This window comes from Rhizobium vallis, assembly GCF_003985155.1.
Lineage (GTDB): Bacteria > Pseudomonadota > Alphaproteobacteria > Rhizobiales > Rhizobiaceae > Rhizobium > Rhizobium vallis.
This window is the reverse complement of the sequence record NZ_ML133687.1, coordinates 24,651-45,232: the sequence shown is the minus strand read 5'-3', so window position 1 is coordinate 45,232 and position 20,582 is coordinate 24,651. Positions and strand designations below refer to the sequence as shown.

The following is a 20,582-nucleotide window of genomic DNA, read 5'->3' as shown; positions in this document are numbered from 1 at the left end:
TGGCATATCGATTTTGGTGATGAATGAGCCCGGCCGGAACGGACGGGCTCCAGCCCGGATCAAGCCGTCGGGCGCTTGGCGAGAAGATCGCGGATTTCCGTCAGGAGCTGAACATCTGCCGGCGGCGGGGGCAGCTCTTCCGGTGCGGCCTTTTCCTGGCGCTCGACCTGGGCACGCAGGATGTTCACGGCCTTGACCATCAAGAAGATGATCCAGGCAAGAATCAGGAAATTGATGAGAACGGTGAAGAAGCTGCCATAGGCAAAGACCGCTCCCTGGGCGCGGGCGGCAGCAAGGCTCGGCTCCGTGACCTTGGAAGAAAGCGGAATGAAATAATTGGAAAAATCGAAGCCGCCGAAAATGGCGCCAACGATCGGCATAATGAGGTCATCGACCAGCGATTTGACGATGCCGCCGAAGGCGCCGCCGATGATGACGCCGACCGCAAGATCCATGACATTGCCGCGGGCGATAAAGGCCTTGAACTCGTTGAGCATCGTATCCTCTCCCTTCGATACAATTGTTCATCACAGCGCCGCGCGTCTTTCACAGACGCAAAGGACGTTGTAACACTTTGAATTGCTGCATAATTTATTCATAAATTGATGTCGACCTCAGGAATTATGCAGTAGCTGCATCTTCATTGCAATTAATCAATCGGTAATCGCAATTATTTGGAGTTGCGCTCCGCGGCCTTTGACTTAAGGCCTAGATCGCCGGGAATTTTCAACGCCCCTGAAATGACTTAAGCTGCCCATGTTGAGGGAGGTTCCAGCGGTTTTCCGCCGGCGGAGGGTCAATGCTTCCAGGCTGGGTCATATTCGCGTCTGCCTTCGGCTATCTGCTCCTGCTTTTCGCCGTGGCAAGCTATGGCGACCGCAAGAATCGCGGCCGGGGCACGCTGGAAGGCGGATGGCCGGTGGTCTATGCGCTGAGCCTTGCGATCTACTGCACCTCCTGGACCTATTTCGGCAGCGTCGGGCTGGCTGCGCAGCGCGGGCTCGAATTTGCCGGCATTTACATCGGCCCCATCCTCGTCTTCACGCTCGGCATGCCGCTGCTTCGCCGCATTATCGAGCTCGCCAAGGCGGAGAAGCTCACCTCGGTTGCCGATTTCGTCGCGGCGCGCTACGGCAAGAACCCGACGGTCGCGACGATCGTGGCGCTGATCTCGCTGATCGGAACCATTCCCTATATCGCGCTGCAGCTCAAGGCGATCTCGAGCACCGTCAGCGCCATGGTCAACCCCTCCGATTACGGCATCGGCAGCGGCAATCTCTATTTCCTCGACCTGCCGCTCATCGCGACCCTGGTGCTTGCCTGCTTCGCCATCATGTTCGGTACCAGGCATACGGATGCGACCGAACATCAGGACGGCCTCATCCTCGCGGTCTCGATGGAATCCGTCGTCAAGCTCGTCGCTTTCCTGACAGCCGGCATCTGCGTCATCTGGTTTCTCTTCGACGGGCCGACCGATCTCTGGCAGAAGACCCTCGACAACGAGCTGGTCATGTCGGCGCTGAGTTACCATACCCCGATCAGCCGCTGGATCACCCTGATCGTCCTCTCGGCCTTCGCAATCATCATGCTGCCGCGGCAATTCCACGTGACGGTGGTCGAAAACCGGACGCCGAAACAGCTGAAGCTCGCGGGCTTTCTCTTTCCGACCTACCTCGTCGCCATCAATCTCTTCGTGCTGCCGGTGGCGATCGGCGGTCTCCTGACCTTCGGCGGCACCGGCAATGCCGATTTTTACATGTTGTCGCTGCCGCTGGCTGGCCAGATGCCCGTGGTTTCCTTGATCACATTTATCGGCGGCTTCTCGGCTGCAACGGCAATGGTCATCGTCGATTCCGTGGCGCTGTCGATCATGGTGTCGAACGACATCATCATGCCGATATTCCTCAGGCGCAAACTTGCCGGCCGCGCCAGCCAGCGCGACGATTTCGCCAAGACCCTGCTCAATATCCGTCGTAGCGCCATCTTCGCCGTGCTGCTTTTCGGCTACGCCTATTACCGCTCGACCGACAGCACTGCCGGCCTGGCCTCGATCGGCCTTCTCTCTTTTGCCGCGATCGCGCAGATCGCCCCTGCGCTGATCGGCGGACTCATCTGGCGGCGGGCGAATGCACGCGGCGCGATCCTCGGGCTGACCTCGGGCTTCATTATCTGGGTCTACCTCCTGTTCCTGCCCTCGCTCGGCGGTCCCGATTATTCGTATGTGGCAAGCGCCGTGCTCGGCTTCATCTTTCCCGGCACGACGCTGTTTACCGCGCCCGACGCCGATCCGCTGGTCAATGCAACTTTGATGAGCCTGCTCGTCAATACAGCCTTCTTCGCCGTCGGCTCGCTCACCCGCAATGCCAGACCGCTGGAACGCATCCAGGCCGGCATCTTCGTCAAGCGCCATTCGCGCTCGCAATTCGCCACGCGCGGCTGGAAGACCCGCATCAGCGTCGGCGATCTCAAGGCGGCGATCTCACGCTATCTCGGCGAGGAGCGCATGCAGCGCTCGTTCACGACCTACGAGCAAAGTTCCGGCCGCAAGCTGGAGGACGAGCAGCCGGCCGACATGGCGCTCATCCATTTCAGCGAGCAGCTGCTCGGCAGCGCCATCGGATCGTCCTCGGCCCGGCTAGTGCTGTCATTGATCCTGCAGAAGATCGAGGATGCTTCGTCGGACACCGCCTGGCTGCTGGACCAGGCAAGCGAGGCGCTGCAATATAACCAGGACATGCTGCAGACGGCGCTGTCGCAGATGGACCAAGGCATCGCCGTCTTCGACAGTTCAAACCGGCTGACGATCTGGAACCGGCGCTTCCGACAGCTGCTGGATCTGCCGGAAAATGCCGGCCAGGTCGGTTTTCCCCTGTCTGACATCGTCACCATCCTCAGCCGGCGCGGCGACATTGCGCCCGGCGACCTCAATCAGACGGTGCGGCATTTCCTGACGCTCGACAAACCCTTCGCGCTGGTGCTTGGCGGCGGCGAGCGGATCATCGAGGTGCGCTCCAACGCCATGCCTGACAAGGGCATCGTCGCGACCTTCACCGACATTACGCAGCGGGTGAGTGCCGACCAGGCGCTGAAACAGGCGAATGAGACGCTGGAGCAGCGTGTGGCCGAACGTACGGCCGAACTTACCCACGTCAACCATGAGCTTGCCGAAGCGCGGGCCGCCGCCGACGAGGCGAATATCGGCAAGACGCGTTTCTTCGCCGCTGCCGGCCACGATATCCTGCAGCCGCTCAATGCCGCCAGGCTTTATTCCTCCGCGTTGGTCGAGCGCATGGGACAATCTGACAACAGCCCGATCGTGCGCAACATCGATTCCGCGCTGGAATCGGTCGAAACCATTCTCGGCGCAGTACTCGATATTTCGAGGCTGGATACCGGCGCCATGCGGCCGCGGCTTGCCTCAGTCGCGCTGTCCGACCTGTTGGAGCGCATCGAGACCGATTTTGCCCCGATCGCCCGCGAGAAACAGCTGAAGCTGGTGGTTATGCCGACGTCGCTGCGCGTGCGCTCCGACCCCAATTTGTTGCGGCGACTGGTGCAGAATCTCGTTTCCAATGCCATCAAATATACGATCACAGGCAAGGTGCTCGTCGGCGCGCGGCGGCGCGGCAATCAGGTGATCATCCAGGTGATCGATTCCGGCATCGGCATTCCACCATCGAAATTCCGCACCGTGTTCAAGGAATTCGCGCGTCTGGACGAAGGGGCGAAAACCGCTTCCGGCCTCGGGCTCGGCCTGTCGATCGTCGACCGCATTGCCCGCGTGCTTAATCATCCGGTCGAACTGCACTCGACGCATGGCAAGGGCACGGAGTTCCGCATTGCGATGCCGCTCGATGTTTCGCGCCCCGCCGTAGCGGCAGCGGCGGTCCCACCCGCCGACCGGCCGGGACAGCCGCTGAAGGGGCTGAAGATCCTCTGCATCGACAATGAACCGAACATCCTCGAAGGCATGCGGCTTTTGATCAGCGGCTGGGGCTGCGAGGTGGAGGCGCTCGATTGCCTCGCCGACGTCATGGCTATCGACGGGCGCAACGGGCCGCCGGACCTCGCCATCGCCGATTATCATCTCGGCGACGGCACCGGCATTGCCGCAATCCTGCATCTGCGCCGGCAGTTCGGCGCCGATATCCCTGCCCTGCTGGTCACCGCCGACCGCACGCCCGAAGTGCGCAGCGAGGCCGAGCGGTACGGCATCGCCGTGCAGCACAAACCGGTGCGACCGGCGGCGCTGCGCGCCTATATCACCCAGATTTCCGGCCTCAAGCGCGCGGCGGCGGAATAGGCGCTCAGCCGGCCATGCTCATGACCCGCGAGACGAGATCGCGCACGCGCGCTGCATCGGGCACGTCCCCGAACAGTATACGGTACATGATCGGCGCTACGACCTGGTCCATCACGAGATCAACGTCTGGAAAGGTCGCACCTCGCGCCTTCGCCCTATCGGCGATGACGACGATCTGCTGGCGCGTATATTCGCAGCATTTGCAGGCATTTGCACCGGTTTGCGCCGCCAGGACGTCGCGGATCATTTCGCGTCCCGGCCCCGAGGACATCTCCTCGGCATATTGTTCCGCCCAGGCTTCGAGATCGGCCTTGCCGCTGCCGGCATCGATCGGCTGCATATCCGGTCGCAACCGCTCCACGGCGACGTCGGCCAGAAGCTCCTGCAGGTCACCCCAACGGCGATAGATCGTCGACGGCGTCACGCCCGCCTTGCCGGCGATCAGCGGGATCGTCACCTCGGCGCGGTTCATCTCGCCCAACAAATCGCGAGCCGCCTTGTGCACCGATGCCTGAACCCGAGCACTTCTGCCGCCCGGACGGAGATTCTCTTTCACTGCCATGCGATCCGACTTTCGCCCCCTGACGCCATGGTTCAAAATCTTTGATAGAACCATTAATGCAAATAATTTGCTTTTACGAAATGCCCGCTCTACATAGGCTAAAGCAATGGCTTAGCTTTTAGAGAGCTTTTATATATGTTCGCAGCAGCCAAATCCACCTCGAATTCGCCGCGACCCTCGATCGGCTTCCATGCGCTGACGCTCGCCACGTTCTTCGGAGCCTCCTCTGTACCGACGCCGCTCTATCGGATCTATCAGGCGAATTTCTCCATCTCGCCAGTGCTGATCACCGTTATCTTTGCGGTCTATGCCTTCGCGCTGCTGGCGGCGCTGCTGACTGCTGGCTCGATCTCCGATCATCTCGGCCGCAAGCCAGTGATCTTCTTTGCCCTGCTGCTCGAAATTGCGGCCATGGCGCTCTTCGTCGTTGCCAGCGGCCCCGGCTGGCTGATCGCGGCGCGGATCGTCCAAGGTGTCGCCACCGGAATTGCCGGCGCCTCGCTCGGAGCGGCGCTCGTCGATATCGACCGGGCGAAGGGACAGATCGTCAATTCGATCGCACCGCTTTCCGGCATGGCAGTTGGCGCGGTCGGCACCAGCGCACTGATCCAATACGGCCCCTTCCCGATGCATCTGGTCTATGCGCTGCTGCTCGCTGCCTTCGTGCTGCTGGCGGCCGCCATCTGGCTGACGCGTGAGACCGGCGGCACGCGGCCCGGAGCGCTCAGCTCGCTGGTGCCGCGGGTCGCCATTCCGCCGCAGGCGAAACGACCGCTCACGCTGGTGACGCCGATCAATATCGCCAATTGGACGCTCGGCGGCTTCTATCTTTCGCTGGTCCCGTCATTGGTCGCCAGCACGACGGGTAGCGGAGCGCCGCTGACAGGCGGGGCCGTCGTGGCCGCGCTGACTGCGAGCGGGGCGATTGCCGTCTACTTCAGGCGCCACAAGACGGCAACGGCCAATCTCGGCTTTGGCGTATCGGCCAAGACGCTCGGTATTCTGACGGTCGTTGCCGGCGTGCATCTCGCCAATGTGCCGCTGCTGCTCATCGGCACCGTCTTCACCGGCGCCGGTTTCGGCACCAATTTCCTTGGCTCGATCGGCACGATCATGCCGCTTGCCAAGGCGGACGAACGCGCCGGGCTGCTTTCCGCCTTCTACATCCAGAGCTACCTCGCCTTCAGCCTGCCGGCGATCCTTGCCGGCTTCCTGGCGAAATCCGCCGGCTACGCATTGACGACGGATATTTATGCGAGCGCGATCCTGCTTTTGATGGGCGTCGGGATCATGGCTGTTCGAGCCGGCAGGGGGAAGACGGCGGAGAAGACGGCCTGATATCCCGAGGGGTTCACGGCTGGAGATCGAACAGTGCGCGGCCGCTGCCATCCATCGAAAAGGGTACCGAGGCGTGCTGATGGGCGACCAGCCATCGACCACCTTGCTTGACGAGGCCGAGGGTCTGGCGGAACCAGAGATCGACTTCGGTGCCGTCGGTCTTGGTTCCCGTCATGCGCAGGAGGCCGCTCCAGAAAGCAACGTCCCCACCGATCGTCAGCTTGGCATCGCGCACATCGCCGCCGATCGGACCTTCCCAAGTGTCGAACCAGGACTGAAGACCCGCCTCATCCTTGCCCTTATAAACGAGCGGCGGCGCCAGCGAAAACTCGATGGAATCCGCAGCCTCATAGGAAAGCGCGTCCTTGGCATTCTTTTCGCCGAGCGCCTTGGCCCGCATCATCAGCATGGCGATGATCGCCTCTTCTTCGATATTGGTATTGGTATCGTTGCTCACGGCCGTTCTCCTTTGCTGTCCTGGGCAGAGGACGAATGGGAGGGCGACAATCCGACAACAACGTGAGGACGGACCATGATGTCGCCCTCACTTTTTGGCATCATGCCCTAGAGATAACTCGTCACCGCCGGTTCGTTCCACCAAGCATCGTGCCTGCCGTCGGAGTAACGGACCGGCAATGCTGCGAGTTCCTCCGGCGTAATATCATCGAGGCAGGCGACGTTGATCGAGACATAGGCACCACCGATCGCTTCGATATAACCGTCGCCGTAAGCGGCCACACCGCAGATGCGGCAGAAGCGATGATGGCCGCTCATCGTATTGAACTGGTAGTCGGCCGTCTCGGCCTCGTCACATAGCAGCCGAAAATCTTCCGGCTTTGCGATGGCACCCCAGTAACGCTGCTTGGAGCAGATCGAACAATTGCAACGGCCGGTTCCCGCTTCAAGATCGATATCGACCTCGTAGCGGACCTTGCCGCAATGGCAGCTTCCCTTATGGGTCTTCTTCATGGCGTCCTCCTCCTTCAGCGTTGCGTCCCACACACATATATGACAATATGTTGTCATTATGAATGAGATACAAAATCGACAACATGTTGTCAAACGAAATCGACTGGAACGAACGATGGAGGGGGATGCCTTTTCCGCTTTCGCAATCACCGCGCTTCGCCTCGCAGGCCATTTGACCGCGGCCGGCGACCAGTTGGCAAAGCCTGCGGGACAAACGAGCGCGCGCTGGCAGGTGCTGGCCGCGGCAAGGCGCAGCAACATGTCTGTGGCGCAGATCGCCCGCGCACTCGGCCTCGCCCGCCAGGGCGTGCAGCGGCTTGCTGACGTGCTGGAGAGCGAAGGGCTGATCTCCTATGCCGACAATCCGCATCACCAACGCGCCAAGCTGGTGCAGCTGACGGCGGAAGGGGCGGCTCGGCTCGGCGCGATCGAGATCGCTCAAGCGAGATGGGCAAACGAATTGGGCGCCGCATTTACATCAGCCGAGCTCAATTCAGCATGCGCGGTGATGGCGCGGGCGATGAAAATGCTGGCGGCCGACGAGGCGGCCGACGACTGAGCAATTCACATTTCTTGGGAAAACGGGCGGACAGGGCGCGGCATCGGCCGGCCGAAAATGAAAAAAGGCCGGGCTAACCCGACCTTCCCTGCCATCTCGACGAACCGTGCCAGTACATCCGTGGTCACGATCCGGAGATGATATTCAAAGCCCGCGCGTCCAGAAGGACGCGCCGTAAGGCTTAGGCCGCCTGGAGGCGGTCTGCCGACATCTTGCCGGACTTGTTGTCGCGGACGAGCTCGTAAGACAGCTTCTGGCCATCCTTGAGATCGCGCATGCCAGCGCGTTCAACGGCGGAGATGTGGACGAAAACGTCGGCTGCGCCGTCATCCGGCTGAATGAAGCCGAAGCCCTTGGTTGCGTTGAACCACTTTACGGTACCAGTGCTCATGACGATATCCTTTTCGAATCGTTCATAGAAGATTGCTGCCCGGACAAAGGCCCGAGCGGCGATGAAAACCGATTTTGGAGGAAGTTCGCCAGGAACGACGCGAGCGCCGTTTCAAAGTTCATCTAGCAAGATCGATGCTTGAACGTTTAACCGGGAATTGTGTCCGTGACAAGGCGTTCGCAAGGAAAAGTCGAATTCGGCCTGGTGGAGATACATCCGGCGAGTTCTTTGACGTCGTGCCGCGGCGGCGGCACGACGTCAAAAGGCGACTTACGCCGCTTCCCCTATCGTCGGATAGGGATCGAACCGCCCGTAAAAGGTCTCGCCCTTGGCGGCCATGTCCTTCAGCAGCGGCGTCGGCTTGAAGTGAGATCCGTAAGTGTCAGCCAACCTTTCAGCCAATTCCACGAAAGCTTTCGCGCCCATCCCGTCGATATAGCTCAGCGCTCCGCCGGTATAAGGCGCGAAGCCGAAGCCGAGGATCGAACCGACATCCGCCTCGCGCGGGTCAGTGACGATGCCTTCCTCCACCGTGCGGGCGGCTTCCAGCGCGATGGTGACGAGGAAGCGTTGCTTGAGGACGATCACGTCAACCTCGTCGGTCCGCTTCTGCGGGTAGAGGGTCTTGAGGTCGGGCCAGAGGGACTTTTTCGCCGGTTTCGGCGGATAGTCGTAAAAACCCTTGGAATTCTTGCGGCCGAAGCGGCCCTCCTTTTCCACCATGCGGGAGATGAGGTCCATATGCCGGGGGTCGATGGCCTTTTCGCCGAGATCGGCGACGGTGGCCTTGAGGATCTTCAGCGAGAGGTCGATAGCCACCTCGTCGTTGAGCGCCAAGGGTCCCACAGGCATGCCGGCCATCTTGGCGGCATTCTCGATCATCGCAGGCGGCACGCCTTCGATCAGCATGTCGTAGCTTTCCGACATGTAGCGCAGCACGCAGCGATTGACGAAGAAGCCGCGGGTGTCGTTGACGACGATCGGCGTCTTCTTGATGGCTGCGACATAGTCGAGAGCGACGGCCAGCGCCCGGTCGCCGGTTTCGCTTCCGAGGATGACCTCGGTCAGCATCATCTTTTCGACGGGCGAGAAGAAATGGATGCCGATGAAATCGGTAGGCCGTTTCGAATTCTTAGCAAGACCCGAGATCGGCAGGGTCGAGGTATTGGAGGCAAAGATCGCGCCTTCCGGCAGCACGGCTTCGACAGCCTCCATGACAGTTTTCTTCACCTCGCGATCCTCGAACACCGCCTCGATGACGAGATCGGCATTGGCGAGATCGGCGTAATCGGCCGAGGGCGTGATGCGGGAGAGCAGTGCGGCTGCATCATCTTGCGTAAGACGTCCCTTACTGATGGAATCCTTGACCAGCCCTTCGGAAACGGTCTTGCCCTTGGTCGCCGCTTCAATGTCGCGGTCGATCAGCGTCACGGGAATGCCGGCGGCAGCGGTGACGTATGCGATCGAGGCGCCCATGAAGCCGGCGCCGACGACGCCGACATGTTTCAGCTCGGTCTTGGGGTGGCCTGCAGGGCGGCGGGCGCCCTTGCCGAGTTCCTGCATGGAGATGAACAGCGAGCGGATCATCGAGAAGGCTTCGCGGGTCTGCAGCACTTCGGTGAAATAACGCTGCTCGATCTTCAGGCCGGTGTCGAACGGCACCTGCAGGCCTTCATAGACGCATTTCAGGATGGCGAGTGCTGCCGGATAATTGCCTGACGTCTCGCGGCGCAGGATGGCCGGGGCGGCCGGCCAGAGCTGGGCGGAGGCCGGCGTCCAGATGCCGCCGCCTGGCGCCTTGAAGCCCTTCTCGTCCCAGGGGGCGACCGGCTTCAGGCCATCCTTGATCATTTGCTTGGCCGCGGGGATCAGCTGATCCGGCTCGACCACCTGATGCACGAGGTTCATCGCCTTGGCGCGAGAGCCGGTCAGCGACTGGCCCGTGGTCATCATCTGCAACGCGTCCTGGGCGTTCGCCAGCCGCGGCACACGCTGCGTGCCGCCGGCGCCGGGGAAGATGCCAACCTTCACCTCGGGCAGCGCGATCTTGACGCTCTTGGCATTGGAGGCGACGCGGCCGTGGCAGGCGAGCGAAAGTTCGAAAGCGCCGCCCATGCAGGTGCCGTTGATGGCCGAAACCCAAGGCTTGCCCGATGTTTCGAGCTTGCGAAACAGACCGCTCATGCGCCCGACCAGACCGAAGAGGGTCTGCACCGCCATCTCCGGGCTCTTTGCCTTCTCCTCCTGATAGGAACTGAACATCGATTTGATCATCGAGAGGTCGGCGCCGCCGGAGAAGGAGGATTTGCCTGAGGTGAAGACGACACCCTTGACGGCGGCGTCAACGGTCGTCGCATCGATGATGGCGTTGAGTTCGGCCATCACCTCGGCGGTGAAGACGTTCATCGATTTGCCGGGCATATCCCAGGTGACGAGAGCGATGCCGTCGGCGTCGATTTCGAGCGTGAAATTGGTGTAGGTCATTGGGTTCCTCCCCGATCAGGCCGGCAAATGGCTGCGCTGCGCGTCGACGGTCTTCGTCTTTTCAGTGACGACATCGCCGGTATGTTTGGTCTGCGACGGCTCGAAAAGCACGATCCAGCATTCCTGCTGCGCCACCGGGTTATGCTCGACGCCCTTGGGCACCACATGAAAGTCACCGGCCTTCAGATGGACATGCGGGCGGTCGCGATATTCGATAGTGAGCGCGCCCTTCCAGATGAGGAAAAGCTCGTCCTCGTCGCGGTGGGAATGCCAGGTGAGCTGGCCCTGGACCTTGGCGAGCTTGACGCTCTGGCCGTTGAGATCGGCGATGACGCGGGGCGACCAGTGCTCGGTGACCTCGGCATATTCGGTTTCGATCGTGCCGGTGTTGAAGCTCATCGTCAGACCCTTTCGATAACCGTTGCCGTGCCCATGCCGGCGCCGATGCAGAGGGTTACCAGCGCGGTGTTGAGGTTGCAGCGTTCAAGTTCATCCAGCACGGTGCCGAGGATCATCGCGCCGGTGGCGCCGAGCGGATGGCCCATGGCGATGGCGCCGCCATTGACGTTGATCCTGTCGTGGTCGATCTCGAACGCCTGCATGTAACGCAGCACCACGGCGGCGAAGGCTTCGTTCAGCTCGAAGAGGTCGATGTCGGCAAGGCTCATGCCTGTGCGCTTCAACAGCTTTTCGGTGACATCAACGGGGCCGGTCAGCATCAGGGCCGGATCTGAGCCGATATTGGCGAAAGCCTTGATGCGGGCACGCGGCTTCAGCCCCATGCTCTGACCACCGGCCTTGGAGCCGAGCAGAACGACGCCGGCGCCATCGACGATGCCGGAGGAATTGCCGGCATGATGGACATAGTTGATGCGCTCGATCTCTGGATGGGCCTGGATGCCAACGGCTTCGAAGCCGCCCATCTCGCCGGGCATCTGGAAGGACGGATTGAGGGAGGCGAGCGCCTGCATATCCGTGCCGGGGCGCATGTGCTCGTCCTTGTCAAGGATCGTCAGGCCGTTCTGATCCTTGACCGGGATGACCGACTTGTCGAACCAGCCGTTTTCCCAGGCATGGGCGGCACGCTTCTGGCTCTCGACGGCGTAAGCATCAACATCAGTCCGGCTGAAGCCGTATTTGGTGGCGATGAGATCGGCCGAGACGCCCTGCGGCATGAAATAGGCCGGGAAATTCACCGATGGGTCCATGAACCATGCGCCACCCGACATGCCGAGGCCGACGCGGGACATGCTTTCGACGCCGCCTGCAATGACGATATCGTCTGCGCCTTGGGCGATCTTGCCGGCACCGAAATTGACGGCATCGAGGCCGGAAGCGCAGAAGCGGGAAATCTGCATGCCGGGCGCCCTGGTGGAGTAACCGGCTTCGAACGCGGCGGCCTTTGCGATGACGGCGCCGGCATCCATGACCGGATCGACGCAGCCCATGATGATGTCGTCGACCGTTTGCGTATCGAGCCCGTTGCGGTCGCGGATCGCTTCCAGCGTCTTCGCCGCGAGACGGACGGAGGGCACCTCATGCAGGGCGCCGTCCTTCTTGCCGCGGCCGCGCGGCGTGCGGACGTGATCGTAAATGAAAACCTCGGTCATTGTCTCATCTCCCTGGCGGCGCGGCGGCGCCGGTGAATTTCGTTCTTCCTCTTCTCCCCAGCGGGGAGAAGTGCCGAGCAAAGCGAGGCGATGAGGGGGTCTCCGGCGAAGCCGGAGCCAGAAGAAAGACGCGCCTGCGGCGCGCCCCCTCATCCGGCCCTTTGGGCCACCTTCTCCCCGCTGGGGAGAAGAGGACACAATCAAAACGCTTCGGCGGCCAGTTCCATCATCGTGTCGGCGCCGGCCTCGATGCGCGCCTTGCGCAGCGTGGTTTCCGGCATGATCCGCTCCATGAAGAATTTCGCGGTGATCAGCTTGTTCTTCAGGAAATCCTCACGCGCCGCATGGCCCGATGCAAGGCCATCCTCGGCGGCTTTTGCCATCTTCGCCCACATATAGCCGAGAATGACGAGGCCGAAGAGGTGCATGTAGTCGGTCGAGCCGGCGCCGGCATTGTCGGGCTTGGCCATGGCATTCTGCATGAACCACATGGTCGCGCCCTGGACGTCGTTCAAGCCCTTTTTCAGATGCTTGGTGAAGAAGGAGAGCTTTTCGTCGCCGCGGTTCTCCTCGCAGAAATCACCGATCTCCTTGAAGAGGGCCATGGCGGCGCGGCCGCCGTTCAGGGCGAGCTTCCGACCGACGAGATCGAGCGCCTGAATGCCGTTGGCGCCTTCATAGATCATGGCGATACGGGCATCGCGCACATACTGGCTCATGCCATGTTCTTCGATATAGCCGTGACCGCCAAAGACCTGCTGGGCCATGACGGCATGATCGAAGCCCTTGTCGGTCATCACGCCCTTGAGGATCGGGGTGACGAGGCCGAGAATATCGTCGGCCGTCTGCCGTTCCTTCTCGTCGGTGGCGCGATGGGCGATGTCAGATTTCAGCGCCGTCCAGAGCAGGAAGGCGCGGCCGGCCTCGTTGAAGGCACGGATGGTCATCAGCGAGCGGCGGATATCGGGATGGACGATGATCGGATCGGCTTTCTTGTCCGGGGCCTTGGGGCCGGACAGCGAGCGGCCCTGGATACGGTCGCGGGCGTAGTTGGCGGCGTTCTGATAAGCGATCTCGGAAATGGCGATGCCCTGCAGGCCGACCATCAGGCGGGCCTCGTTCATCATCACGAACATGGCATTGAGGCCGCGGTTTTCGGCGTCGATCAGGAAGCCGGTCGCCTCGTCGTAGTTCATGACGCAGGTGGCGTTGCCGTGAATGCCCATCTTGTGCTCGATCGCACCACAGGAGACGGCATTGCGGGTGCCGAGCGCGCCGTCATCGCCGACCAGGTATTTCGGAACGATAAACAGCGAGATGCCCTTGGTGCCCTCGGGCGCGCCCTCGATGCGGGCAAGCACCAGGTGGACGATATTGTCGGTCAGGTCGTGCTCACCGGCGGAGATGAAGATCTTCTGGCCCGATATCTTGTAGCTGCCGTCAGCCTGCGGCACCGCCTTGGTGCGCAGCATGCCGAGATCGGTGCCGCAATGCGGCTCGGTCAGGTTCATGGTGCCGGACCACGAGCCGTCGACCATCTTCGGCAGATAGGTTTTCTTCTGCTCCTCGGAGCCGTGAACGAGGATCGCGGCGATCGCGCCCTGCGTCAGGCCAGGATACATCATCAGCGACATGTTGGCGGCGGAAGTATATTCGCCGACAGCGGTGTGGAGCGTATAGGGAAGCCCCTGCCCGCCGAATTCTTCCGGCACGGCAAGGCCGATCCAGCCGCCTTCGCGATAGGCTTTATAAGCGCCCTTGAAGCCCTTCGGCGTCGAGACGCTGGCATCGTCGTGGCGGGTGCAACCCTCCTGATCGCCGGAATAATTCAGCGGAAAGAGAGCTTCCTCGGCAACCTTTCCGGCCTCGCCGAGGATCGCTTCGATCATATCGGGCGTCGCCTCGGCAAAACCCGGCAGATTGTTGTAGCGTTCGAGGCCCAGCACGTCGTTCAGGACGAAGAGCGTATCGTTCACCGGGGCCTTGTAGACTGGCATCTCTCAAATTCCTCCCATTCGGCTGACCGGATCGCCCCGGCCTTGGGCACTGTCTTACAAAATATTGACGTTTGCGTAAACGTCAAATTCTGCACCTTGGCCGTCTTTCGTGAAAAAATTCGGGAGCATGGATTCACAGGCCATGAAGCGCCAGGAAGACGTCACCTCATCTTCCTTGTCCATCTGGGAATGGCTTATAAGCCGAAGCGTCTTACAATCCGCAATTCGGGCAATGCTTCAGGAGGGCCGCCGACATGATCAGCTTCGAGGCGATAAGGCAGCGAGCGGAGGAGCGAAAAGGCGGAGCGGCCGCGCTGCAGGCAATGCTCGAGAAGCACCGGCCGGATCACGAGCGGCTGCGCGCCATGCCCGACGACCGCATCCTGGCGGATATGACCCGGCGCATCTTCTACAGCGGTTTCGTCCAGAAGGTGATCGATGCGAAGTGGCCGGGTTTCGAGGCGGCATTTTCCGGTTTCGATCCGTCAATGTTGAATATCGCGCCCGACGATTATTGGCACGATCTGACATCGGATGAGCGGATCATCCGCAACGGCGCCAAGATCATGTCGGTTCGCGTCAATGCCGCCTTCCTCAGGGAATTGGCCAGGGAATATGGCAGCGCCGGCGTCTTCTTCGCCGACTGGCCGCGCGACGACCAAATCGGCCTTCTCGACCTGCTGAGCAAACGCGGCAGCCGGCTCGGCGGAATGACCGGACAATATTTCCTGCGCGGCATCGGCCGCGACAGCTTCATCGGAACGATGGATGTGCTCGCCTGTCTCCGGTTCGCCGGGGTCCCGCTCTCCTCCTCCGGTACGACCAAGAAGGACCAGCAGCTGATCCAGCAGGCCTTCAATGAATGGGCCGAGGAGACGGGCCTTTCCTTCGTCCATCTGTCACGCATCTGCGCTTATTCGATCGATTCCGCGCACTGAAATTCCCGTCGAGTGGTGGCGCAAACCGTTCGCACTTCCTACGTCATCAGGACAATTCATCGAGGACGATATCATGACCGATTTTCCCTATGAGAGCGCCCTGATTGTCGGCGCGGGCTCCGGCATCAGCGCATCGCTCGCCCGGCAATTGTCGGCGCAGGGCGTCAAGGTCGGGCTGGCCGCCCGTAATATCGACAAACTGCACGGGCTCATCGAGGAGACCGGCGCCAGCGCCTTTACAACAGACGTCTCGCAGCCGGCGAGTGTGGCGGCGCTGTTCGAAGAAGCCGCGGCCGCAATCGGCGGGCCTGACGTGGTGATCTTCAATGCGAGTGCTCGCGTGCGCGGTCCGCTTTCCGAACTCGATCCAGCCGATGTGGAGAAGGCGATTGCGACAACCGCGTTTGGCGGCTTCCTGGTGGTGCAGCAGGCGGCGCGGCAGATGATCCCGCGCGGCCGCGGTGCGATCCTCATCACCGGCGCATCGGCAAGCGTGAAAGGTTTTGCGCAATCGGCCCCGTTCGCGATGGGCAAGTTCGCGCTACGTGGCCTTGCCCAGAGTGCTGCCCGCGAACTCGGGCCGATGGGCATCCATGTCGCGCATTTCGTCATCGACGGCGCGGTGCGCTCGCAGATCCGGCCGGACCAGGCGGATAAGCCTGACGGTACGCTCTCGCCGGATGCAATCGCGCAGACCTATATCGACGTGCTTCGCCAGCACCGCAGCGCATGGTCGCTGGAAGTGGAAGTCCGGCCGTGGACGGAGAACTTCTAAGCGTCCGCCAGTGGCGTCCCGCCGCCGAGAGAAGGCAACTTTCGCGGTGACGTCAATCAGACTATGTTTCGCCGTCTGAGCTGGCTGGGAGGAACCGATGCCGCGTCTGGACCATGTCACGATCGATACCCGCGATGCGCCTGTCATGATCGCATTCCTGGAAACCTTGCTTGGCGTCAAGGAAGGCTACCGGCCACCCTTCGCCTCCCCCGGCCACTGGCTCTACCTGGACGAACGCCCGGTCATCCATCTCAGCCTGACATCGCGCAACACCGATTTTCCGTCCGGCATCTTCAACCATGTCGCCTTCAGCCTTTACGAATTCGGACCGGCGCTGGAGCGCATCAAGGCGAGCGGATATCGCTATGAATATTACGACATTCCCGACACCGATCTCGGCCAGATCTTTGTCTACGGCCCGGAGGGCGTGAAGATCGAGCTGCAATATCCGCGGCCGGCTTGAGGCGACGAATTCAACGGCAATTGCCGCTAAAAACGGCTTCCGGAACACAAACGTTAAAAAATTCTCATCGACATTAACGGCTTGTTTACCACGTTTCGTGAAAGGTGCGGATTGAGCAGTAGTGATCCGCATTCATTTTTCTCAGTCTCGCGTTTCCCAGGGATGCCGCTACGCCGTTCAGCTTGAGGAAAGTCTAATTGACTAGCTTCTCATGAATGGTGCGCTCCGGTCCGCGCGAAGGCGCGGCAGCAGACGCAAAAGCCAAGGATCGAGCTCTGACGAGGGGTCGAGCAGTCGAAGCGAGCAAGAAGATGAACGGATCGCGATCAAATCCTTCCAGACAGTCCGACAGGACTTCGCTCGATGCGCTGAACCGCACGATCGAAGGGCTCGAGGCGCGCATCGAAGGTCTGATGGGCAGCGGGCGCGAACAGCGGCCGCGCACGGCAACGGCCGAGCGCGATCCTTATGCCGGCTCCTACGCTCCTCGGCCAGTAAAAGCCCCGCCCGAGCCGCGGCCGGATCCGCTTGCCGAAATTCGCCAGCGCCAGCGCGCGCTGGAAGCCGGCCGCGAACGGCCCTACACGCGCGAACAGGCGCCGCAGCTTCGCGAACCCGCACCGCGCCCCGCCCCCGCGCCGGCGCCCGCCTTCCGCGCAGGCGACGACACGATGACGGAAATCGCCCAGGCGCTCGTCAACCTCAGACAGGACCTGAAGCGTGACATTTCCGAGGGCGTCACCCGCGAGATGAACGCGCTGCGCGCCGAGCTGCGCGAGATCAAGGCAAATGCCGGAGACGGCCGTTTCGCCGACGACATGCGCGCAGACATGGGCCGCCTTGCCCAGAGCATTACCCAGCTGACCGGCCGCTCCGCCGGGCCTGAGGCCGCCGGCCTGCGCGAGGATTTCGAAGATCTGCGCTCGCTGATGGATGGGTTGGCGCGCGAGGATTCGCTGCGCCATATGGAAAACCGCTGGGACGGCTTCGAGAGCCGACTTGCAGCACTCGATACGGAGGGGCTGCAGGAAGAGCTCGTTTCGCTCGCCTATCGGCTCGACGACATCAAGCGCCATATCGGCGGCATGGGCGAAAGCCCGGCCGTGCGGGCGCTGGAAGACAAGCTTATTTCCATCGCCACGGCAATGGAGCAGTTCGGCAATCTGATCCAGCCGCACGACAGGGTCATGTCCGAGCAGTTCGCCGCGATGGATATGCGGCTTGACGAGATCAGCCGCGCAATCGCGGCAAGCGGACGCGCCGCCGCCGCCAACGACCCGGCACTGATGCAGCGGCTGGAAAGCCGGCTTTCGGCACTCGCCGACCAGATCGACCTGATGAGCCATGACGCGGCCAGCCGCGTGAACCCGGCCGACGAGCTGGCGCTGCGGCTGGAGGCGTTGACATCGCGCGTCGAGGAGTTGACGAAAGCGGAAGCAACGTCGCGGCTCGACGAGCGGTTGGAACATCTCTCCTATCTCCTGGAGCGGACGCAGAAGGCGGCACCCCAGCCCGATCTCTCCGGCGCGCTTTCCGACATTTCCCGCAAGATCGACGCGCTGGAAAGCGGTGCCGTCAACGACGTGCTGGCGCAGCGGCTCGATTATCTCGCCCGACGCATCGACGACATGGCCTATCAGCAGACTGCACCCGCCGCGACGGTCGACGACGGCGCCTTCCGGCGCCTCGAAGGCCGGCTGAGCGACATTGCCGCCCGGCTGGAGGAGAGCACATCGGCGCCGCCGACCGATCCGCACGCCCTGAAGAACCTCGAAGACCAGATTGCCAATCTTTCGGCACTGATGAACGCGCCGCGCGAAAGCGCTGCGATCCCTGCCGATCTCGACCGGCGCATGGGCGCGATCGAAGATTATATGGCGACGAGCGACGAATATATCATCGAGGCGGCGCGCCAGGCGGCAGAAGCCGTCGTTGACGCCTATTCGCGCAATGGCAGCATGCAGGGCGCCGTGCCCGCCGCCGACATGTCGGCGTTAACAGCACTGGCCGAAGACCTGCGCCATCTCGAGGATATCAGCCGCGACAGCGAGGAGCGCACGCACAAGACCTTCAAGGCGCTGCACGAGACGCTGGTGCATATTGCCGACCGCCTCGACGGCATGGAAGAGCGGGGGCGGCCGAGCGCCCAGATGCCGGTGGCCGACGTCGATTTCGATGTCGATGTTGATCCCTATGCGCTGATGGTGGCCGAAGCCGAAGCGGGCCGGCCCCTTGCCGCTGCCCCGACGGCAAAGGCCTCTCCTGTCATTCGCACCGCAGAGATCGCAGCGGAATCTGCCGTCCCGGCGCAGGCCACGGCCATGAGCGGAACGAGCGCCATCGCCATTGAAGCTGCGACCCGGTCGGCGGAGACCGCGACGCCGGTATCTGCAAAGGTCAGCCTGCTCGCCAGCCTCGGCAAACGGCTGCTGCCGGGCAAGAAGGCCGAGACCAAGGGGATCGAACGCGCGGTCATCGACCCGGCGCCGTCGATCGACCCCACGGATGTGGTACCGACGGACGCGGCAAACGAACTGCTCGAACCGGGCTCGGGCACGCCTGACGTGAAGAAGATCCTCGAGCGGGTGCGCGCCAGCCAGAGTGCGGCGCGCGGCAAACCTGCCGGCGAAACCGATCGCGCCGACTACATCGCCGCCGCCCGCCGCGCGGCGCAGGCGGCCGCCATGGAAGTGGACGCCAATCCGAAGCAGGCGGCCGTCAGGCCTGAGAAGAAGAGCGTCAATACCGACAAGGCTGGCAAGACTTCTGACAAGACGGGCAAGACCAGCGCCTTTTCGCGCTACCGGCGGCCAATCCTTCTGGCGGTCGGCGCCGTGCTGCTCGCCATCATGGCCTTTCCGCTCGCCCGCACGCTGACGAGCGGCGAGCGCGCGCCGCAACCGCCAGCGGAAGTTTCGGCGCTGACGGGAGCAATGGAAAACCCTTCACCGGCATTGCCCGAGGCAACGCCCGCCCAGCAGGATGCCGGCGCTGCGGAAACGGCCGCGCCCGCAGCGGAAGCAACGCCTCCCGCCGCCGAACAGGTGCAGCCGGACGCAGCCCCGCCAGTTGCCGGCGATCACCTAACCGATGCGATGCCGCTCGACGGCGAGGGTGCTGCGACGTTTGCCCCGTCCGGTTCGGCCGGTGCAACGCAGGAGCCATCGGGCTTCGTTTCGAACGCCCCGGCGACGGCAGCATCTCAGCCTCAGGCCGCAATCACCATTCCCGAGACGGTGCAGCCGAAATCGCTTGCCGATGCGGCGCGCAGCGGCGATACGCTGGCGCTGTTCGAGATCGGTGCGCGCTATTCGGACGGCCGAAACGGCGTGACGGTCGACCAGAAGCAGGCGGCAAGCTGGTATCAGCTTTCGGCCGACAAGGGCTTTGCGCCGGCGCAATACCGGCTCGGCAGCATGTACGAGAAAGGCAACGGCGTCGAACGCGACATCAACAAGGCAAAGGGCTTCTACGAACAGGCGGCAAACCAGGGCAATGCCAGCGCGATGCACAATCTCGCGGTTCTCTACGCCTCCGGCGCACTCGGCCAGCAGGACTATGCAACTGCCGCCTCTTGGTTCACCAAAGCTGCAAACCTCGGCATCACCGACAGCCAGTTCAACCTGGCGATCCTCTGCGCTAGGGGCAACGGGGTCCCGGCGGATCTCGAAGAATCCTACAAGTGGTTCGCGATTGCCGCCAAGGCTGGCGACAAAGACGCAGCGCAGAAGCGCGACGAAGTGGCCAATGCCATGAAACCCGACCAGCTGGAACGGGCGCGTGCCAAGGCCGATCTCTGGAAGCCCGAGCCGCTCGACCACCGCACGAACGCGATCGACATCCCCGACGAATGGGCGGGCACGGGCGCGAAGACGGCCACCGTCGACATGAAGAAGGCGATCCGTAACATCCAGGCGATCCTCAACAACAATGGCTTCGATGCTGGAGTGCCGGACGGCGAAATGGGTGCGAAGACCGTTGCCGCGATCAAGAGCTTCCAGAAAACGGTCGGCCAGGAGCCGGACGGCAAGGTGACCGACGCGACCGTGAAGGCGCTGCTCGAACGCAACAAGCAGGGCAGCAAGGCAATCTAGAAAAGGCTTCGCGGCATTGCAGCGCCGCGCGTCTTTTCAGATGCGCAAATGACGCTGCAACACCCTGAATTGCTGCATAATTTATCCTTAGACTGGAAT

Annotated in this window: 16 protein-coding genes; 7 read left to right on the top strand and 9 right to left on the bottom strand. The window is 62.2% G+C overall.

Translation table 11 applies throughout. The features are described from left to right. Positions 1-59: 59 nt before the first annotated feature. Positions 60-497: a large conductance mechanosensitive channel protein MscL gene (gene mscL / locus EFQ99_RS05445; protein ID WP_126919644.1), complete on the bottom strand. Its 438-nt coding sequence runs from the start codon at positions 495-497 to the stop codon at positions 60-62. Between the two features lie 302 nt (positions 498-799). Between mscL and EFQ99_RS05440 the strand changes: the two genes are divergently transcribed. Further along, complete coding sequence (locus EFQ99_RS05440; protein ID WP_126919643.1) at positions 800-4,303, top strand: PAS domain-containing hybrid sensor histidine kinase/response regulator; 3,504 nt, start codon at positions 800-802, stop codon at positions 4,301-4,303. 4 nt (positions 4,304-4,307) lie between these two features. On the opposite strand, the gene EFQ99_RS05435 is transcribed toward EFQ99_RS05440, so the two are convergent. After that, positions 4,308-4,865, bottom strand: coding sequence for a TetR/AcrR family transcriptional regulator (locus EFQ99_RS05435; RefSeq protein WP_126919642.1), 558 nt, complete (start codon positions 4,863-4,865; stop codon positions 4,308-4,310). A 135-nt stretch (positions 4,866-5,000) separates the two neighbouring features. On the opposite strand from EFQ99_RS05435, the gene EFQ99_RS05430 reads away from it, so the two are divergent. Continuing rightward, the gene (locus EFQ99_RS05430) at positions 5,001-6,203 is read left to right on the top strand and encodes an MFS transporter (RefSeq protein WP_126919641.1); all 1,203 of its coding nucleotides are present in this window, start codon (positions 5,001-5,003) and stop codon (positions 6,201-6,203) included. A gap of 13 nt (positions 6,204-6,216) precedes the next feature. Here EFQ99_RS05430 and EFQ99_RS05425 read toward each other — a convergent pair whose 3' ends face one another. Both EFQ99_RS05425 and EFQ99_RS05420 read right to left on the bottom strand, forming a co-directional pair. Then, positions 6,217-6,612, bottom strand: coding sequence for a YybH family protein (locus EFQ99_RS05425; RefSeq protein ID WP_425376268.1), 396 nt, complete (start codon positions 6,610-6,612; stop codon positions 6,217-6,219). A gap of 155 nt (positions 6,613-6,767) precedes the next feature. Next, positions 6,768-7,172, bottom strand: coding sequence for a GFA family protein (locus tag EFQ99_RS05420; RefSeq protein WP_126919639.1), 405 nt, complete (start codon positions 7,170-7,172; stop codon positions 6,768-6,770). A 58-nt stretch (positions 7,173-7,230) separates the two neighbouring features. Between EFQ99_RS05420 and EFQ99_RS05415 the strand changes: the two genes are divergently transcribed. After that, positions 7,231-7,731, top strand: a complete 501-nt coding sequence (locus EFQ99_RS05415; RefSeq protein WP_126919638.1) for a MarR family winged helix-turn-helix transcriptional regulator — start codon at positions 7,231-7,233, stop codon at positions 7,729-7,731. A gap of 181 nt (positions 7,732-7,912) precedes the next feature. Here EFQ99_RS05415 and EFQ99_RS05410 read toward each other — a convergent pair whose 3' ends face one another. The 5 genes from EFQ99_RS05410 to EFQ99_RS05390 all read right to left on the bottom strand — a co-directional run bounded on the left by EFQ99_RS05410 (position 7,913) and on the right by EFQ99_RS05390 (position 14,213). Beyond that, positions 7,913-8,122 (bottom strand): cold-shock protein, encoded by a 210-nt coding sequence (locus EFQ99_RS05410; protein WP_003545273.1) that lies wholly within the window; start codon positions 8,120-8,122, stop codon positions 7,913-7,915. Positions 8,123-8,392: 270 nt separating this feature from the next. Beyond that, positions 8,393-10,606 carry a 3-hydroxyacyl-CoA dehydrogenase NAD-binding domain-containing protein gene (locus tag EFQ99_RS05405; protein WP_126919637.1) on the bottom strand — a complete coding sequence of 738 codons (2,214 nt, stop codon included), beginning with the start codon at positions 10,604-10,606 and terminating at the stop codon, positions 8,393-8,395. A 15-nt stretch (positions 10,607-10,621) separates the two neighbouring features. Further along, positions 10,622-11,005 carry a cupin domain-containing protein gene (locus EFQ99_RS05400; RefSeq protein WP_126919636.1) on the bottom strand — a complete coding sequence of 128 codons (384 nt, stop codon included), beginning with the start codon at positions 11,003-11,005 and terminating at the stop codon, positions 10,622-10,624. Positions 11,006-11,007: 2 nt separating this feature from the next. Beyond that, entirely contained in the window at positions 11,008-12,216 is a 1,209-nt protein-coding gene (locus EFQ99_RS05395) for an acetyl-CoA C-acetyltransferase (protein WP_126919635.1), read from the bottom strand. A gap of 200 nt (positions 12,217-12,416) precedes the next feature. Then, the gene (locus EFQ99_RS05390; protein ID WP_126919634.1) at positions 12,417-14,213 is read right to left on the bottom strand and encodes an acyl-CoA dehydrogenase C-terminal domain-containing protein; all 1,797 of its coding nucleotides are present in this window, start codon (positions 14,211-14,213) and stop codon (positions 12,417-12,419) included. Positions 14,214-14,467: 254 nt separating this feature from the next. On the opposite strand from EFQ99_RS05390, the gene EFQ99_RS05385 reads away from it, so the two are divergent. The 4 genes from EFQ99_RS05385 (at position 14,468) to EFQ99_RS05370 (ending at position 20,483) form a co-directional block, all read left to right on the top strand. After that, positions 14,468-15,151 (top strand): DNA-3-methyladenine glycosylase I, encoded by a 684-nt coding sequence (locus EFQ99_RS05385; RefSeq protein ID WP_126919633.1) that lies wholly within the window; start codon positions 14,468-14,470, stop codon positions 15,149-15,151. Positions 15,152-15,224: 73 nt separating this feature from the next. Beyond that, a complete protein-coding gene (locus EFQ99_RS05380) occupies positions 15,225-15,926 on the top strand; it encodes an SDR family NAD(P)-dependent oxidoreductase (protein WP_126919632.1) in 702 nt (233 codons plus the stop codon). A 97-nt stretch (positions 15,927-16,023) separates the two neighbouring features. After that, positions 16,024-16,389, top strand: coding sequence for a VOC family protein (locus tag EFQ99_RS05375; protein WP_126919631.1), 366 nt, complete (start codon positions 16,024-16,026; stop codon positions 16,387-16,389). 311 nt (positions 16,390-16,700) lie between these two features. Beyond that, positions 16,701-20,483 carry a peptidoglycan-binding protein gene (locus EFQ99_RS05370; protein ID WP_126919630.1) on the top strand — a complete coding sequence of 1,261 codons (3,783 nt, stop codon included), beginning with the start codon at positions 16,701-16,703 and terminating at the stop codon, positions 20,481-20,483. The last annotated feature ends 99 nt before the right edge of the window (positions 20,484-20,582 follow it).